The organism is Pseudoalteromonas sp. KG3 (assembly GCF_030436385.1).
Classification (GTDB): Bacteria; Pseudomonadota; Gammaproteobacteria; order Enterobacterales; family Alteromonadaceae; genus Pseudoalteromonas; species Pseudoalteromonas prydzensis.
In genome coordinates this window covers 1,484,180-1,499,487 of the sequence record NZ_CP098523.1, presented here as the reverse complement: position 1 = coordinate 1,499,487, position 15,308 = coordinate 1,484,180, and the positions used below count along the sequence as shown (strand labels likewise).

The window sequence follows — 15,308 nt, the reverse complement described above, 5'->3', positions numbered from 1 at the left end:
TCAGGTGCAATTTGTTAAACTGCAAAGCAACTAAGTTCGAGGTAGAAAATGACTGAAATTCACAATAAAGCGCGTATTCGCTGGGCTTGTCGTCGCGGCATGTTAGAACTAGATGTGTTATTTATGCCATTTGTAGATGAGGCATTTGATTCGTTATCTGTACAGCAGCAAGCGGTACTACAACGTTTGTTAGAAGCTGATGATCCCGATCTATTTGCATGGTTTATGGGTCACCAAGAGTGTAAAGATCCAGAGCTTAAGCAAATGGTGCAGCTTATTTTAGATCGAGTTCGTGTATAGGTTTACCATTGACAATAATATTGCAGACCACAAGCCTTTTGTGGTCTACTTTAGCTTGTTTGCGGTGTGTTACAGCCTCTTTTTAACGACCCTTACTGCGCAAATTATTTGTTTGTTTAGTTGTGCAATTTGCGGTTTTATAAGTTGGCAATGGTATAAAAAATCCCACCCTCAGCAAGGCGTATTTATATTAGCGCCCCCGCAATGTCGTTTTGAAAACAATACCTTAAAAATAAATGGTCATATTAGCAATCGAAGCCGCGTTTATCAGCGCAGTGTTTGGCTTTATATTGAGGGGTTTACAAACTCCCACTGGCTGATAATTAACGCCAGCGGGGTTGATGAACAAAGCTTTATTAGGTTAAAACGTGCTACTTTGGCTGCTCGTCGTGAGCAAAAGGAGTCAAAATAGTGGGCGTTGGGTTGTCATTTAGCTGCGGGTAATCAATGGTGTAATGTAAACCTCGGCTTTCTTTACGCTCCATTGCACTGCGAATGATAAGTTCAGCGACTTGCACTAAATTGCGTAGCTCAAGTAAATTATTGCTAACTCGGAAATTAGCATAATAGTCGCGAATTTCTTGCTGCAGTAATTCCACTCGGTGTAGTGCGCGCTCTAAGCGTTTAGTTGAACGGACAATACCAACATAATCCCACATAAACAGCCGTAGCTCGTGCCAGTTATGGGTGATCACCACTTCCTCATCTGAGTTAGTCACGCGGCTTTCATCCCATACTGGTAACTCTTTTAATGCTGGGCTGTGTTGTATTTTAGCTAAAATATCTTTTGCCGCTGCATGTGCAAATACGATGCATTCAAGCAAGGAATTACTGGCCATACGGTTTGCGCCATGTAGGCCTGTGTAGGCAACTTCACCAATGGCATATAAGTTATCTAAATCGGTTTTACCATTAAAGTCAGTCATTACTCCGCCACAGGTATAGTGCGCAGCAGGAACCACTGGAATGGGATCTTTTGTTATATCAAGGCCGACACTTAAGCATTTTGCATAAATGGTAGGAAAGTGCTCAATTATAAAGTCTTTATCTTTGTGGCTTATGTCTAAATACACACAATTTGCACCTAAGCGCTTCATTTCAAAATCGATTGCGCGTGCAACAATATCTCGTGGGGCGAGTTCTTCACGCTCATCAAAGTCTTTCATAAAGCGTGTGCCATCTGGGCGCTTTAAATACGCACCTTCGCCACGCATTGCTTCCGTAATTAAGAAGTTCTGTAATTCAGGGTGGTATAAACTGGTTGGATGAAATTGATTAAATTCCATATTCGCCACGCGACAGCCCGCACGCCAAGCCATAGCAATGCCATCACCACTGGATACATCTGGGTTTGAAGTATATAAATAAACTTTACTGGCACCACCGGTGGCCAATGCGAAAAACTTGGCCGAAATAGTTTCAACCCGTTTAGCACAGCGGTTCCACATGTAGATACCATGAATATGTTTACCTGTTTGCGCTAATTTTTTATCACCAATTAAATCAATGGCATTATATTGCTCAAGTAAGGTGATATTGGCATGCGCTTGTACTTGGCTGATCAAGGTTGTTTGTACCGCACGGCCGGTAGCATCAGCTGCATGCAAAATACGACGATGACTATGACCACCTTCACGGGTCAAATGAAAGCGCTCTTTACCTTTACTATCAAACTCCATATCAAAAGGCACGCCTTGCTCGATTAGCCATTGTAGGCAATCTGGGGCATTACTTGCGGTATAATGAACGGCATCGCGATCACATAAACCACCGCCTGCATCTAAGGTGTCTTGCACATGTGATTCAATGCTGTCATTCTTTTTATCGAAAACGGCAGCAATACCACCTTGTGCATACAATGTGGAACCTTCCGTTAATTCACCTTTACTTATCACGGTAACGTTGCAGTGATTAGCTAAAGAAAGTGCTAATGAGAGGCCGGCAGCGCCGCTACCAATTATAGCGACATCCGCGATGTGGTGTTTATTTTGGTTCATGTCCGTGGTCTTTGCGGTTACAATGCCCACTACTCGTTTATAAATAGTAATGAGCAAATAATATTATGTTAGGCGTATATGTATCATATTTGGCGCGACACTATTAGTGATTTTCGTCGTTCACGCGCTTATTTATGGTCTATTCTATAAAAAAATAATATTAAACAGAACTTTTCACTCATACAGCAGTCAGAGTATTTGTAAACAATGGCAGGATATGAATGACAAGCAATAATCAGACAGAGGAGTACCGGCTCGAATGAGCGAGCAGGATTTGGATTTAGCGCTAGTAAAAAGGGTCCAGCAAGGCGATAAAAATGCCTTTAATCTTTTAGTAAAGAAGTATCAGAATAAAATAGCCGGTTTGATTTCACGTTATGTTTCAAATCAAGGCGATATTGCTGATGTTGCACAAGAAGCTTTTATTAAAGCGTACCGCGCACTTCCAAACTTTAGAGGGGACAGTGCCTTTTATACTTGGTTATACCGTATCGCCGTTAATTGTGCTAAAAATTACTTAGTGGCTCAGGGCCGCAAACCGCCAGCAAATGATATAGATGCTGACGACGCCGAGTTTTATGATGGCGCGGATGCAATGCGTTCAAATGCATCACCTGAGAACCTGTTATTAAGCGAAGAAGTTCGCGCAGTGATTTTTAACACCATTGATAGTTTGCCTGAAGATCTTAAAACTGCGATCACCCTGCGAGAAATCGAAGGGATGAGCTATGAAGAAATAGCCGTGGTGATGGATTGCCCAGTCGGGACGGTGCGTTCGCGTATTTTCCGTGCCCGTGAAGCAATTGATAACAAATTAAACCCATTAATAGGCGAGTCTTAATATGACAAAAGCACACGTTAACAAGTTGGATAATCAGCATCTATCCGCATTACTTGACGGCGAACAATCATTAACTGACGAGGTTATTGCGCAGCAAGATGCAGCAACCTTAGGACGTTATGCGCTAATCGGTGATGTAATGCGTGCTGAGTCTGAAGATGCCTTCGTCTTTGATATTAGTGATAGCGTAGCAAAAGCACTCGAAAGTGAGCCTGTTTACGCTGATTTTACGCAAAAAGAGTCACAGACTGCAGCCATCGCGGCAACTGGAACCGACAACGTCGTAGCATTTAATTGGCGTAAACCAGTGGCGCAACTAGCAATTGCAGCAAGTGTAGCAATGTTTGCCATCGTTGGTATTCAGACCTTGCCACAAGGTGAAAATTCGCCGAATAATGAAATTCCAATGTTACAAACAACACCTGTAACAGGCATGGCTTCACCGGTTAGTTACTCATCAGAACCTGCTTTACAAAATGCAGAGCAAGGTTTGCGTGAATTACAGCAACAGCGTATTGGCGCATTAGTTTTAGAGCATCAACGTCAAGCACGTGTTGCATATTCATTAGAAAAAGCTCACACTAAGGCGCAAGCCGAAGAGGAAAAAAACTAATTAAATGAAAGTAATTACTTTTATTTTGTCGTTGGTATTAATGGCTCCTGCCTTTGCTAACGACGAAAACCCTGCAAAACAGCTATTACTTAAAATGGCTGACGCCGTACATAACCGTAACTTTGACGCATCCTTTGTGGTCGTCAAAGGAAAATCAATGGAACCATACCGTTGGTTGCATGCCAAACAAGGTAATACCGAACTTGAACATTTGAGTTTACTCAATGGTGCAGGTCTTGAAATGGTACGTATCGATAGCCAAGTCACCTATTTTGAACCTCAGTCTGAGCCTTATTCAATTGATACTGATTCTATTGCAGGCCCAATCCCAGAAGTATTGTTTAAAGATATTGAAAGGTTAAGCCAGCATTATGATTTTGTCTTAGGTGGCAAAGGTCGTATCGCAGGGCGAGCTGCACAACTTGTTCGTATCGAATCAAAAGACGAATATAAATTTAATTACTGGCTATGGCTAGATGCGGAATCATCACTATTACTTAAATCCGCATATGTTAATCAAGCCGGTGAGATGCTAGAGCAGTTACAACTTACTCATATTAGTGTTACTGAAGAGCCTGCCGCATTGTTACTTGAAATGCTTAATCGTGAATTTCCAACGCCATTACCGGCAGCGGCGACTTCTCAAAGTGAAGCAAATACAAGTAGCAATAATTGGCAAATCGGCTGGTTACCGAGTGGTTTTAGCCTGTTAAAATCAGACCGACATAAACTAGATTTGAACAATGAGCTTACTGATTATTACCTTTATTCAGACGGCTTTGTAGAAGTCTCTATTTTTGTACAACGTCCATTGCCAGGTCGTAGACCTAGTGGTGCTTTGTCATCAGGTGCAACGACAGTGTATGTGCATAATAGTGGTAGTTTTGATGTGTCTGTAGTCGGGAATATCCCTGCAACGACAGCGAAAGCGATTGCTGAATCGGTTGCAAGACCTTTGTAATATAAGCTAATAATGATAGAACAAACTCTTACAGTGGTGTCAATTGAAGGCGCCACTGCGCATTTAGAAGCCCAACAAAAACAAGCTTGTGCAGGTTGTAATGGTCGTTGTGGTTCACAAGTTTTTAGCAAGCTATTCGGCACGGCTAAAAAAACTTTCCCCTATCGATTTGAAGTTCCTGTGGTTGTAGGGCAAAAAGTGACCTTATCGCTTGATGACAGTCATATGGTTAAGCATGCTTTTGCTGTGTATATGTTGCCTCTGGTGTTAAGTTTAGCCTTTGCGTTAACGGCTGCGGAGGTTTTTTCTGCGCCCGAGTGGTTGCAAATCATTGTCGCTATAGGCGGTGGTTTTGCTGGCTTCGCGATTGCTAAGAGCCGAGTAAAAAGCCTTCGGCATGATGTAAAAGTAATAAAAATTCACCCAATTAGCCTTCCTTTAACTCAAATAGATGGTGATTGAAGCCAATTAAATGTAAAATTGCGGCTTTATACACTTAGTCCATTAAAATAGAAGTTTAGAATCCAGTTTATGAAGCATATCCGTAATTTTTCGATCATCGCCCATATTGACCACGGTAAATCGACCCTTTCAGATCGTTTGATCCAAGTTTGTGGTGGTTTAACCGACCGCGAAATGCAAAAGCAAGTATTGGATTCAATGGATATTGAGCGTGAGCGTGGTATCACCATTAAAGCGCAAAGTGTAACCCTAAATTATAAAGCTAACGATGGTGAAACCTACCAACTAAACTTTATCGACACACCAGGACACGTTGACTTTACCTATGAAGTTTCGCGTTCATTAGCAGCTTGTGAAGGTGCTTTATTAGTAGTTGATGCAGGCCAAGGTGTTGAAGCGCAGACATTAGCAAACTGCTACACCGCAATTGAAATGGATTTAGAAGTTATCCCGGTACTGAATAAAATCGATTTACCGCAAGCAGATCCACTTCGTGTAGCCGAAGAAATCGAAGACATTATTGGTATTGATGCCTTAGATGCAGTGCAATGTAGTGCTAAAACTGGTGTCGGTATTGCAGAAGTGCTGGAAATGATTGTTAAGGACGTGCCACCACCGGTAGGTGAGAAAGATCAACCTTTACAAGCACTGATCATTGACTCTTGGTTTGACCCGTATCAAGGCGTTGTATCACTTGTGCGTATTAAGCATGGTGAACTTCGCTCTGGCGATAAAATAAAAATTATGTCGAACGAGCATATTCACACTGCTGATCAGGTGGGTATTTTCACGCCAAAACAAACCAACACTGGTATCTTAAGAACCGGTGAAGTAGGGTTTGTGATTGCGGGTATTAAAGAAATCCATGGTGCTCCAGTAGGAGACACTATCACCCATCAGAAAAACTCAGCACCAGAGCGCTTACCAGGCTTTCAAAAAATTAAGCCACAGGTTTATGCGGGTATGTTCCCAATCGCCTCGGATGAGTATGAATCATTCCGTGATGCACTGAATAAATTAAGCCTAAACGATGCGTCGTTATTCTTTGAGCCAGAGAATTCAACAGCGCTAGGTTTTGGTTTCCGTTGTGGTTTCTTAGGCATGCTACACATGGAAATCATTCAAGAACGTTTAGAGCGTGAATACGATATTGACTTAATTACCACCGCACCAACGGTAATTTACGAAGTAGTGACTAAAGCGGGCACGACACAAATTGATAACCCGTCTGATTTACCGCCAGTAAACGATATTCTAGAAATTCGTGAGCCTGTTGTAGAAGCTAATATTCTTGTGCCACAAGAGTATTTGGGCAGTGTTATTACCTTGTGCATTGAAAAACGTGGCATGCAAACCAAAATGAGTTACCACGGTAAGCAAGTCGCAGTGACTTACGAACTACCGATGGCTGAAGTGGTAATGGATTTCTTTGATAAGTTAAAATCAACTAGTCGTGGTTTTGCATCACTTGATTATAACTTTAAGCACTTCCAAACATCTGACATGGTTCGCGTAGACATTTTAATTAATGGTGAACGTGTTGATGCACTTGCGATTATTGTTCACAGAGACAGTGCGCAATCACGTGGTCGTCAATTAGCCGATGCATTGAAGGAATTAATTCCTCGTCAAATGTTCGATATTGCGATTCAAGCTGCAATTGGCCAGCATGTTATTGCCCGTACGACAGTAAAACAGCTACGTAAAAATGTAATCGCTAAGTGTTACGGTGGTGATGTGAGTCGTAAGAAAAAGCTTCTTCAAAAGCAAAAAGATGGTAAAAAACGAATGAAACAACTCGGAAACGTTGAAGTGCCTCAAGAAGCATTTTTAGCAATTCTTAAAGTTGGTAAATAAATTTCGTAATCCAATTACGTAAGATAAAGGATGTAATGCATGGCAGGTTATTTTTCAATATTTTTAGTGTTGCTAACGCTTGGCTCAGGCTTAATTTGGTTAATTGACCATTTTATGTTTGCGCCAAAAAGGCAGCAACGCTTAGCACTGGCGCAGAGTTCTGCAGGCGGTGAGCTAGATGAAGAAACTGCTGCATTGATCGCACCTGAGCCGGCTATCACGGAAACGGCTAAATCTATTTTTCCGATGATAGCGGCGATTACTATTTTTAGATCATTTTTATTTGAACCGTTTCAGATCCCGTCAGGTTCAATGATGCCGACCCTATTAGTCGGTGACTTTATCTTAGTACAAAAATATTCATACGGTGTCAAAGACCCCGTTTGGCGCTCACAATTAATCGATGTTGCAGAGCCTGAGCGTGGCGATATTGTGGTATTTAAATACCCTTTAGACGAGCGAGTAGATTACATTAAGCGTGCTATCGGTTTACCTGGTGATAAAATTGTTTACCGTGACAAGCGTTTATATATCCAACCAAATTGTGCAGAAGGAGAAGCACAACAAGGTGATTTACTATGTAATGAATTTAATAAAATTGATATGGAGATCATCAATCGTGATGAATTTAAACAAGGCTCTATGGATTTAGTGCGTTTAAATGAAAATTTAACTACGCTAAAGCATGATATTTTAATAAACCCAGAAGCGCTGGAAATGAAAGGGCGTTACTATCAACAACCGGGTACACGTTCTGATGAATGGGTAGTACCGGCTGATCATTATTTTATGATGGGTGACAACCGCGATAACAGCCAAGATAGTCGCGTATGGGGCTTTGTGCCAAAAGAAAACTTGGTGGGTAAAGCTGTCTTTATATGGATGAGTTTTGAATTTGAGAATGGCCCAGATGACATTTTACCAGGCTGGGTTCCAACTGGTGTTCGTTTTGAACGCCTAGGTAATATTCAGTAACAATGAAAAAGAATGTAACAGAGTTATATAGCAAAATAGGGTATACCTTTACTGATCAAGTATTGCTTGAGCAGGCGATGACGCATCGCAGTCATAAAGGCCAACACAATGAGCGCTTAGAGTTTTTAGGTGATTCAATTTTAAGTTTCGTGATAGCGAATGCTTTATACAGCAAATTCCCTAAAGCGCGTGAAGGTGATTTGAGCCGGATGCGCTCTACACTTGTGCGTGGGCAGACCTTAGCTGAGTTTGGCTTGGAATTTGGTTTAGGTGATTACTTGCGCTTAGGGCCAGGTGAGCTTAAAAGTGGTGGTTTCAGACGTGAGTCAACTTTAGCTGATGCAGTTGAAGCAATCATAGGTGCCGTATTTTTAGATGCAGGTATCGATGTGTGTGGAGAGTTAATTTTAGCTTGGTATGAAACGCGTTTAGACGCCATTTCACCTGGGCTGAATCAAAAAGATCCTAAAACACTATTGCAAGAGTACCTACAAGCCCGCAAATTACCTTTGCCAGGTTATACTGTAGTAGATACCAAAGGTCAGGCGCACAATCAAACGTTCACGGTAGAATGTATTGTTGAAGGTATGGATAGCATTATCTCAGTGGGCAGCTCTCGTCGTAAAGCTGAACAAAAAGCTGCTGAAAAAGCATTAAAGATACTTAAAAATGAATCTTGATACATTGATCCAACCTCACAACGGTGATGTTGATACCTTTTGCGGCATGATCGCTATTGTTGGCCGCCCAAATGTTGGTAAATCTACTCTGCTTAATGAAATTATTGAGCAGAAAGTTAGTATTACTTCACGTAAGCCACAAACAACGCGGCACCGTATTATGGGTATTCATACGGTCGGCAAACACCAAGCAGTATATGTGGATACTCCTGGTTTGCATGTTGAAGAAAAGCGCGCCATTAACCGTTTAATGAACCGTGCAGCGTCTAGTTCATTGGGTGATGTTGAGCTGGTTATTTTTGTCGTTGAAGGCACTCACTGGAATGCCGATGATGAAATGGTGCTCAATAAAGTAAAGCAAAATGGTAAGCCCGTTTTATTAGTGATCAATAAAATTGATCAAGTAAAAGACCGTGATTTAGTATTGCCACATATGAAGTGGTTAGGCGAGAAGTTTGACTTTGTGGGTATTATGCCAGTCTCGGCTACACAAGGTAAAAATATCGATCTTATCAAAGATGAAGTGACAAAACGCTTACCACCGTGTGAGTTTTACTTCCCTGAAGACTATGTTACTGACCGTTCAATGCGCTTTATGGCGGCTGAAGTTATTCGTGAAAAGCTAATGCGCTTTATGGGTGAAGAGCTACCATATTCTGTAACTGTTGAAATTGAGCAGTTCAAATGGCAAGACAATGGGATTTGGCATATCAATGGCCTGATTTTAGTTGAGCGCGAAACGCAAAAACGCATGGTGATTGGTAACAAAGGCGAAAAGCTTAAAGTGATAGGCCGAGAAGCCCGTAAAGATCTCGAAGAAATGCTTGATAACAAAGTATTCTTAGAGCTTTGGGTGAAGGTTAAATCTGGTTGGGCTGACGACGAGCGAGCACTACGCAGCTTAGGCTATGGTGAAGATTAATAGCTTAAGCAATATTTATGGATAGCGACTTCTACACAGCATATTTATTACACCGACGTCCTTTTAGTGACTCACAAGTAATGCTTGATATGCTAGTAGAGGGCGTTGGCCAGTTACGTATGTTAGCCCGCATTAGTGGCCGTCAAGCAACCAAGCATAAAGCCCAGTTACAACCTTTCCAAAAGCTACTGGTTAATTACACCGGTAAGCATGATCTTAAATACATTCAGCGTTTTGAACTGCATGGTACACAATCGCCTTTAGTGGGAGATCAGCTTTATTGTGGCTTTTATCTCAATGAGCTAACCAATCGTATCGTGCCAATCAATGAGCCGATTGATCATGCTTATCAATTGTATAAAACTCATCTGCAACAACTTAACCAGCACCCTAATTTACAAGCTGTATTACGCTCATATGAATTTCAATTATTGGAACTATTAGGTTACGGCGTTGATTTTAGTTTTGATGCCGCAGGCGATCCAATTGTCCAACAGCAAACCTACAGCTATTTTGCTGAATATGGTTTTGTTGCTCAGGAGCAAATCGGTAGTGGTTTTTCTGGTGCCCAGTTAAATGCAATTGCAGCCCATGACTTTAGCGCGCCGGATGTGTTATATATGGCAAAACAATTAAGTCGTCATTTAATGAAGCCTTTACTAGGCAAAAAAGCATTAAAAAGTCGCGAGCTTTTTATATCCAAATAGTTTGGATATTCACCCTAACTTTAGTGCGGTTTCAAACCGTTATTTTATAGGTAAAAAAATGAAAGATATTCTTTTGGGTATAAATGTTGACCATATTGCCACGTTACGCCAAGCTCGTGGCACCAGCTACCCAGATCCAGCACATGCAGCAAGCGTTGCCGAGCATGCTGGTGCGGATGGCATCACCATTCATTTACGCGAAGATCGTCGTCATATTCAAGATCGTGATGTATATGTGATGGCGAAAACAATCCAAACACGGATGAACCTAGAAATAGCGGTTACTGATGAAATGATCGATATTGCATTAGATGTAAAGCCTGCTTACGTTTGTTTAGTACCTGAGAAACGTGAAGAGTTGACTACCGAGGGCGGTTTAGATGTGGTAGGTAATCTAGATAAGATAAAAGCCGCGACAGCAAAATTAACTGACGCCGGGATTAAAGTGTCGTTATTTATCGATGCAGACAAAGCACAACTCGATGCCGCAAAAGCCTGTAATGCCCCTTATGTTGAAATACACACTGGCGCGTATGCTGACGCAGAAACCGATGCCGAACTTGAAAAACAACTTGAGCATATCCGTCAAGGTGTAAAGTATGCAGCCAGCTTAGGTTTAATAGTAAACGCAGGGCACGGTCTGCATTATCATAATGTTAAACCGATTGCGGCGATGGAAGAGATTTATGAACTTAATATTGGCCACGCAATTATAGCGCGCGCTGCGATTGATGGTTTAGATAAAGCCGTACGTGACATGAAGCGCTTAATGCTTGAAGCCAGAGCATAGGCCGTAGTAGTAATAGAAAAACGACTCAATCGAGTCGTTTTTTATTACTGGAAATATAAATATTAACAGTTAGTTTCTTCAGCGTTCACGCCTTCTTTAACTTCTTCACAGGCGTCTTCTACTTTGTTTTGCACATCAGTCACTGCTTCATCAATGCGTTCGCCTGCTTCTTCTGCGTGATTGTCTTCACAACCCATGATAAAAAAACTAGCGAAAAGGGCGATAACGGCTGTTTTTACTGTAGTCGATTTCATAATGTAATTCCTTGTAAAATGTAATGTTTTATTAATTTTGTTAGACCTTAATTAGGATCACTTAGGGACGTTGCCACGCAATGCGCCTGAAATAAGTGAAATAACTAACAATACTATAAAGATAAAAAAGATAATCTTAGCAATTCCTGCTGCGGCACCTGCGATGCCACCAAAACCTAACACTGCAGCAATAAGTGCAATAACTAAAAATGTAATTGTCCAGCGTAACATTGTCGTCTCCTTGGTTTTTCAAATTGTTCGAAGTAAGTAATGCCAGTTGCGTGCCAGAATATTAATTTCATTAATATCAGTGTGTTAGGTTTTTTGTGAGTGTTTCTCTTTTTTAGGTGTGGGAATTTTTTACTGCTTTACATGTAAGTTATTCCTGCCACTATAAAAATCAACATTGAGCAATTAAATTCTTGGTAAGACCATTTTAACCTTTGTCGTTCGAAGGCCAGCAAAATGATGGATAGCTGCTTATAATAAGTAGCTATTACCTAGTTTAGTAAACCTGTACTTATAATCTATAGCTATATTCACTATTTTTATCGTCTATGTCTCGTAAAATTATAGCAAAATGTAGTGTGTTAACTTTGCTGAGGGTATGTTAGATTTATATTAATTGGTTTTACCAATTTACAAGGTGTTGGACTTGGTCTGTTTCTTTGTTATGATTGGTGCATAATTATTTAAATAAAGTGGTTTTTTACCTAGCAATGAGGTTGGGTAAAGAGAATCAAGGGGAGCAGCATGGATATAGGTCAGTTACTCGCTACAGCAGCAAACTTAATGATCACCGGTATGGTAGGCGTTTTCGTTTTTCTTTCGTTGTTGATATCAGCAATTACCATCATGTCTAAATTAGCGAGCCGTTTTGAACAGCCGGTTATAGCGCCTGCGCGCACACCGTCAATCAAAGCACCAGGTGTGCCAAGTGCGCACATTGCGGCGATCAGTGCAGCTATCGCTCAGTACAAAAATAAACAAAAACTATAAGGGGTGACTTGTGGCTAAATTAAAATTAACCGAATTAGTACTTAGAGACGCGCATCAATCATTATTAGCAACGCGTATGCGTTTAGATGACATGCTGCCAATTGCAGAAAAACTAGATGATGCGGGCTACTGGTCTATTGAGTCATGGGGTGGAGCGACATTTGATTCATGTATTCGTTATTTAGGCGAAGATCCTTGGGAGCGTATTCGCGCTCTTAAAAAAGCCATGCCAAATACTAAACAACAAATGCTACTGCGTGGTCAAAACTTACTAGGCTATCGTCATTATGCTGATGACGTGGTGGAAAAATTTGTTGAGCGTGCCCATAAAAACGGTGTTGATGTATTTCGTATTTTTGATGCGATGAATGATGTTCGCAATCTTGAAACTGCCATTAAAGCGGCAATTAAAGTGGGCGCACACGCCCAAGGAACAATTTCATATACAGTAAGCCCAGTGCATACACTTGATATGTGGTTAACGCTTGCTAAACAACTTGAACAACTAGGTTGCCACTCCATTTGTATCAAGGACATGGCCGGTTTATTAAAACCCTATGATGCAGAAGAATTGATCAAGGCATTAAAAGAAACTGTCTCTATTCCAATTGCGATGCAGTGCCATGCAACTACAGGTTTAAGCACCGCGACATATCAAAAAGCAATTGACGCGGGCATTGATATGCTTGATACCGCAATTTCATCAATGAGTATGACGTATGGGCACAGTGCCACGGAAACAATTGTCTCGATTGTTGAAGGTACAGAGCGTGATACCGAACTTGATTTAAATCAGCTTGAAGAAATTGCTGCATATTTTCGTGATGTTCGTAAAAAATATGCCGCTTTTGAAGGCAGCCTAAAAGGTGTTGATGGCCGTATTTTATTAGCGCAAGTGCCAGGTGGCATGCTAACAAATATGGAAAACCAGCTAAAAGAGCAAGGCGCTGCGGATAAGTTGAATGAAGTACTGCTTGAGATCCCACGTGTTCGTGAAGACCTAGGCTTTCTACCTTTAGTTACACCAACATCACAAATTGTCGGCACTCAGGCTGTACTTAATGTATTAACTGGAGAACGCTATAAAACAATAACTAAAGAAACAGCTGGCGTACTAAAAGGCGAATATGGCCTAACACCAGCGCCAATGAACAAAGAATTGCAAGAACGAGTACTTGACGGCGCAGAGGTGATCACTTGTCGTCCTGCAGATCTATTAAAACCAGAACTTGAATCGTTACAAGCTGAGTTGTTAAAAGAAGCGCAAGAGCAAGGTCTAGAGCTTGCTGACGAACAAATTGATGATGTTTTAACCTATGCGCTATTCCCACAAATAGGTTTGAAGTTCATTAAAAACCGTAATAATCCGGATGCTTTCGAAGCTGCACCAAGTACCGAGTCAGCTAAGAAAGAGCAGCCTGTTAGCAATAAGCCAAGTAACAACAAAACTGTTAAAGCAGAGCAATACAGCGTAAAAGTTGACGGTAAAGTTTATGACGTTGTTGTAGCACAAGGGGGAGAGCTTAAAGAAGTAACACTTAAAGATAGCGAACTTATTCCGCAATCTGCGTCGGTTGCATCGGGTGAAACCCTCAACGCCCCACTTGCAGGTAACATCTTTAAAATTAAGGTCAAAGCAGGGCAAACTGTCAATGAAGGCGATGTTGTGATCATCATGGAAGCGATGAAAATGGAAACTGAAATCCGCGCCACTCACACAGGTTCCATCGCTGAAATCCTGGTTGCTGAAGGTGATTCAGTGGCAACGGGTGACGCTATGATTGCAATAGCTTAGGAGAGCAGAGGATGGATGCATTATTAAACCTCTGGCAAGCAACGGGTATTGCTAATTTTACATTTCCTGCGCTCATTATGATCGCAGTGGGCTGTTTATTGTTATATCTCGCAATTGCGCGTAGCTTTGAGCCATTATTATTATTACCGATTGGCTTTGGTGCAATCTTAACTAATATCCCCGTAGCGGGCTTATCAGACCCTGGTGGTTTGCTGTATTACGTTTATCATATCGGTATCGATACTGGAGTGTTTCCGCTGCTGATATTTATGGGCGTTGGTGCACTCACAGATTTTAGCGCCTTAATAGCAAACCCTCGGATGTTATTATTGGGTGCGGCGGCGCAATTTGGTATTTTTGCAACCTTGTTTGGCGCAATTTTACTCAACTATGTACCTGGGTTTGAATTTACCCTGCAAGACGCGTCAGCAATTGCGATTATAGGTGGTGCAGATGGCCCAACAGCAATATTCTTAGCATCTAAACTAGCCCCTGATTTATTGGGTGCCATCGCCGTAGCTGCATACTCATACATGGCGTTGGTGCCAATTATTCAACCACCGATCATGCGTGCGTTAACCACACCAGAAGAACGTAAAATTCAAATGCCACAGTTACGTACAGTATCTAAAAAGGAAAAAATCATTTTCCCGCTAATGGTACTTACATTAACGATGCTATTTTTACCCGCAGCGACACCGTTAGTAGGCATGTTTTGCTTAGGCAACTTAATGCGTGAATCGGGAGTGGTTGATCGCTTAAGTAACAGTGCGCAAAACGAGATCATTAATATCACTACTATCTTTTTAGGACTTGCTGTTGGCTCAAAGCTGGCTGCTGATAAGTTCTTAACGGTAGAGACGCTTGGTATTTTGGTACTCGGGGCTTTGGCTTTTGCAATCGGTACGGCTTCAGGCGTATTTATGGCAAAAGGTATGAACAAGTTCTCTAAATCCCCTATCAACCCGTTAGTAGGTGCTGCAGGTGTATCAGCTGTACCAATGGCTGCACGAGTAGTTAACAAAGTGGGTCTTGAAAGTAACCCGCATAACTTCTTGTTAATGCATGCAATGGGACCAAACGTTGCAGGTGTACTTGGTAGCGCTGTTGCTGCGGGTATTTTGTTAGCACTAGTAGGGTAAGCAAAGCATAAAA

18 protein-coding genes are annotated in these 15,308 nt (G+C 41.5%); 15 read left to right on the top strand and 3 right to left on the bottom strand.

What is annotated here, in order from left to right; genetic code table 11:
- The first annotated feature begins 48 nt into the window (after positions 1-48).
- Complete coding sequence (locus NDQ71_RS07225; protein ID WP_054205400.1) at positions 49-300, top strand: succinate dehydrogenase assembly factor 2; 252 nt, start codon at positions 49-51, stop codon at positions 298-300.
- Complete coding sequence (locus NDQ71_RS07220; protein WP_301562517.1) at positions 293-712, top strand: hypothetical protein; 420 nt, start codon at positions 293-295, stop codon at positions 710-712. The genes NDQ71_RS07225 and NDQ71_RS07220 overlap by 8 nt, the downstream gene beginning before the upstream one ends.
- Here the strand turns inward: NDQ71_RS07220 and nadB are convergent.
- Positions 672-2,297 carry an L-aspartate oxidase gene (gene nadB, locus NDQ71_RS07215; RefSeq protein WP_064666392.1) on the bottom strand — a complete coding sequence of 542 codons (1,626 nt, stop codon included), beginning with the start codon at positions 2,295-2,297 and terminating at the stop codon, positions 672-674. The two genes, NDQ71_RS07220 and nadB, sit on opposite strands and share 41 nt — an antisense overlap.
- Positions 2,298-2,556: 259 nt before the next feature.
- Between nadB and rpoE the strand changes: the two genes are divergently transcribed.
- The 10 genes from rpoE to pdxJ all read left to right on the top strand — a co-directional run bounded on the left by rpoE (position 2,557) and on the right by pdxJ (position 11,105).
- On the top strand, positions 2,557-3,138 hold the full coding sequence (rpoE, locus tag NDQ71_RS07210) for an RNA polymerase sigma factor RpoE (RefSeq protein WP_064666393.1): 582 nt from the start codon (positions 2,557-2,559) through the stop codon (positions 3,136-3,138).
- Position 3,139: 1 nt separating this feature from the next.
- A complete protein-coding gene (locus tag NDQ71_RS07205; RefSeq protein WP_192541631.1) occupies positions 3,140-3,751 on the top strand; it encodes a sigma-E factor negative regulatory protein in 612 nt (203 codons plus the stop codon).
- A 4-nt stretch (positions 3,752-3,755) separates the two neighbouring features.
- Entirely contained in the window at positions 3,756-4,712 is a 957-nt protein-coding gene (locus tag NDQ71_RS07200; protein ID WP_064666395.1) for a MucB/RseB C-terminal domain-containing protein, read from the top strand.
- A gap of 12 nt (positions 4,713-4,724) precedes the next feature.
- Positions 4,725-5,174 carry a SoxR reducing system RseC family protein gene (locus NDQ71_RS07195; protein ID WP_192541630.1) on the top strand — a complete coding sequence of 150 codons (450 nt, stop codon included), beginning with the start codon at positions 4,725-4,727 and terminating at the stop codon, positions 5,172-5,174.
- Positions 5,175-5,243: 69 nt separating this feature from the next.
- Entirely contained in the window at positions 5,244-7,031 is a 1,788-nt protein-coding gene (gene lepA, locus NDQ71_RS07190; protein ID WP_064666397.1) for a translation elongation factor 4, read from the top strand.
- 39 nt (positions 7,032-7,070) lie between these two features.
- Positions 7,071-8,006 carry a signal peptidase I gene (gene lepB, locus NDQ71_RS07185; RefSeq protein ID WP_064666398.1) on the top strand — a complete coding sequence of 312 codons (936 nt, stop codon included), beginning with the start codon at positions 7,071-7,073 and terminating at the stop codon, positions 8,004-8,006.
- 2 nt (positions 8,007-8,008) lie between these two features.
- Entirely contained in the window at positions 8,009-8,686 is a 678-nt protein-coding gene (gene rnc, locus NDQ71_RS07180; RefSeq protein ID WP_064666399.1) for a ribonuclease III, read from the top strand.
- Positions 8,676-9,608 (top strand): GTPase Era, encoded by a 933-nt coding sequence (gene era / locus NDQ71_RS07175; protein ID WP_064666400.1) that lies wholly within the window; start codon positions 8,676-8,678, stop codon positions 9,606-9,608. Before rnc ends, era begins: the two co-directional genes overlap by 11 nt.
- Before the next feature lie 17 nt (positions 9,609-9,625).
- Complete coding sequence (gene recO / locus NDQ71_RS07170) at positions 9,626-10,315, top strand: DNA repair protein RecO (RefSeq protein ID WP_192541629.1); 690 nt, start codon at positions 9,626-9,628, stop codon at positions 10,313-10,315.
- A gap of 58 nt (positions 10,316-10,373) precedes the next feature.
- Positions 10,374-11,105: a pyridoxine 5'-phosphate synthase gene (pdxJ, locus tag NDQ71_RS07165; protein WP_064666402.1), complete on the top strand. Its 732-nt coding sequence runs from the start codon at positions 10,374-10,376 to the stop codon at positions 11,103-11,105.
- Between the two features lie 62 nt (positions 11,106-11,167).
- Here the strand turns inward: pdxJ and NDQ71_RS07160 are convergent, their stop codons facing one another.
- Both NDQ71_RS07160 and NDQ71_RS07155 read right to left on the bottom strand, forming a co-directional pair.
- On the bottom strand, positions 11,168-11,359 hold the full coding sequence (locus NDQ71_RS07160; protein ID WP_064666403.1) for a hypothetical protein: 192 nt from the start codon (positions 11,357-11,359) through the stop codon (positions 11,168-11,170).
- A gap of 57 nt (positions 11,360-11,416) precedes the next feature.
- Positions 11,417-11,590, bottom strand: coding sequence for a DUF1328 family protein (locus NDQ71_RS07155; RefSeq protein WP_016709848.1), 174 nt, complete (start codon positions 11,588-11,590; stop codon positions 11,417-11,419).
- Between the two features lie 522 nt (positions 11,591-12,112).
- On the opposite strand from NDQ71_RS07155, the gene NDQ71_RS07150 reads away from it, so the two are divergent.
- From NDQ71_RS07150 to NDQ71_RS07140, 3 genes are read left to right on the top strand one after another with little or no spacing between them, the layout of a single operon-like run.
- Entirely contained in the window at positions 12,113-12,358 is a 246-nt protein-coding gene (locus NDQ71_RS07150) for an OadG family protein (protein ID WP_064666404.1), read from the top strand.
- Positions 12,359-12,368: 10 nt separating this feature from the next.
- On the top strand, positions 12,369-14,153 hold the full coding sequence (gene oadA / locus NDQ71_RS07145; protein WP_192541628.1) for a sodium-extruding oxaloacetate decarboxylase subunit alpha: 1,785 nt from the start codon (positions 12,369-12,371) through the stop codon (positions 14,151-14,153).
- Between the two features lie 11 nt (positions 14,154-14,164).
- Positions 14,165-15,295, top strand: a complete 1,131-nt coding sequence (locus tag NDQ71_RS07140) for a sodium ion-translocating decarboxylase subunit beta (RefSeq protein WP_064666406.1) — start codon at positions 14,165-14,167, stop codon at positions 15,293-15,295.
- Positions 15,296-15,308 lie beyond the last annotated feature (13 nt).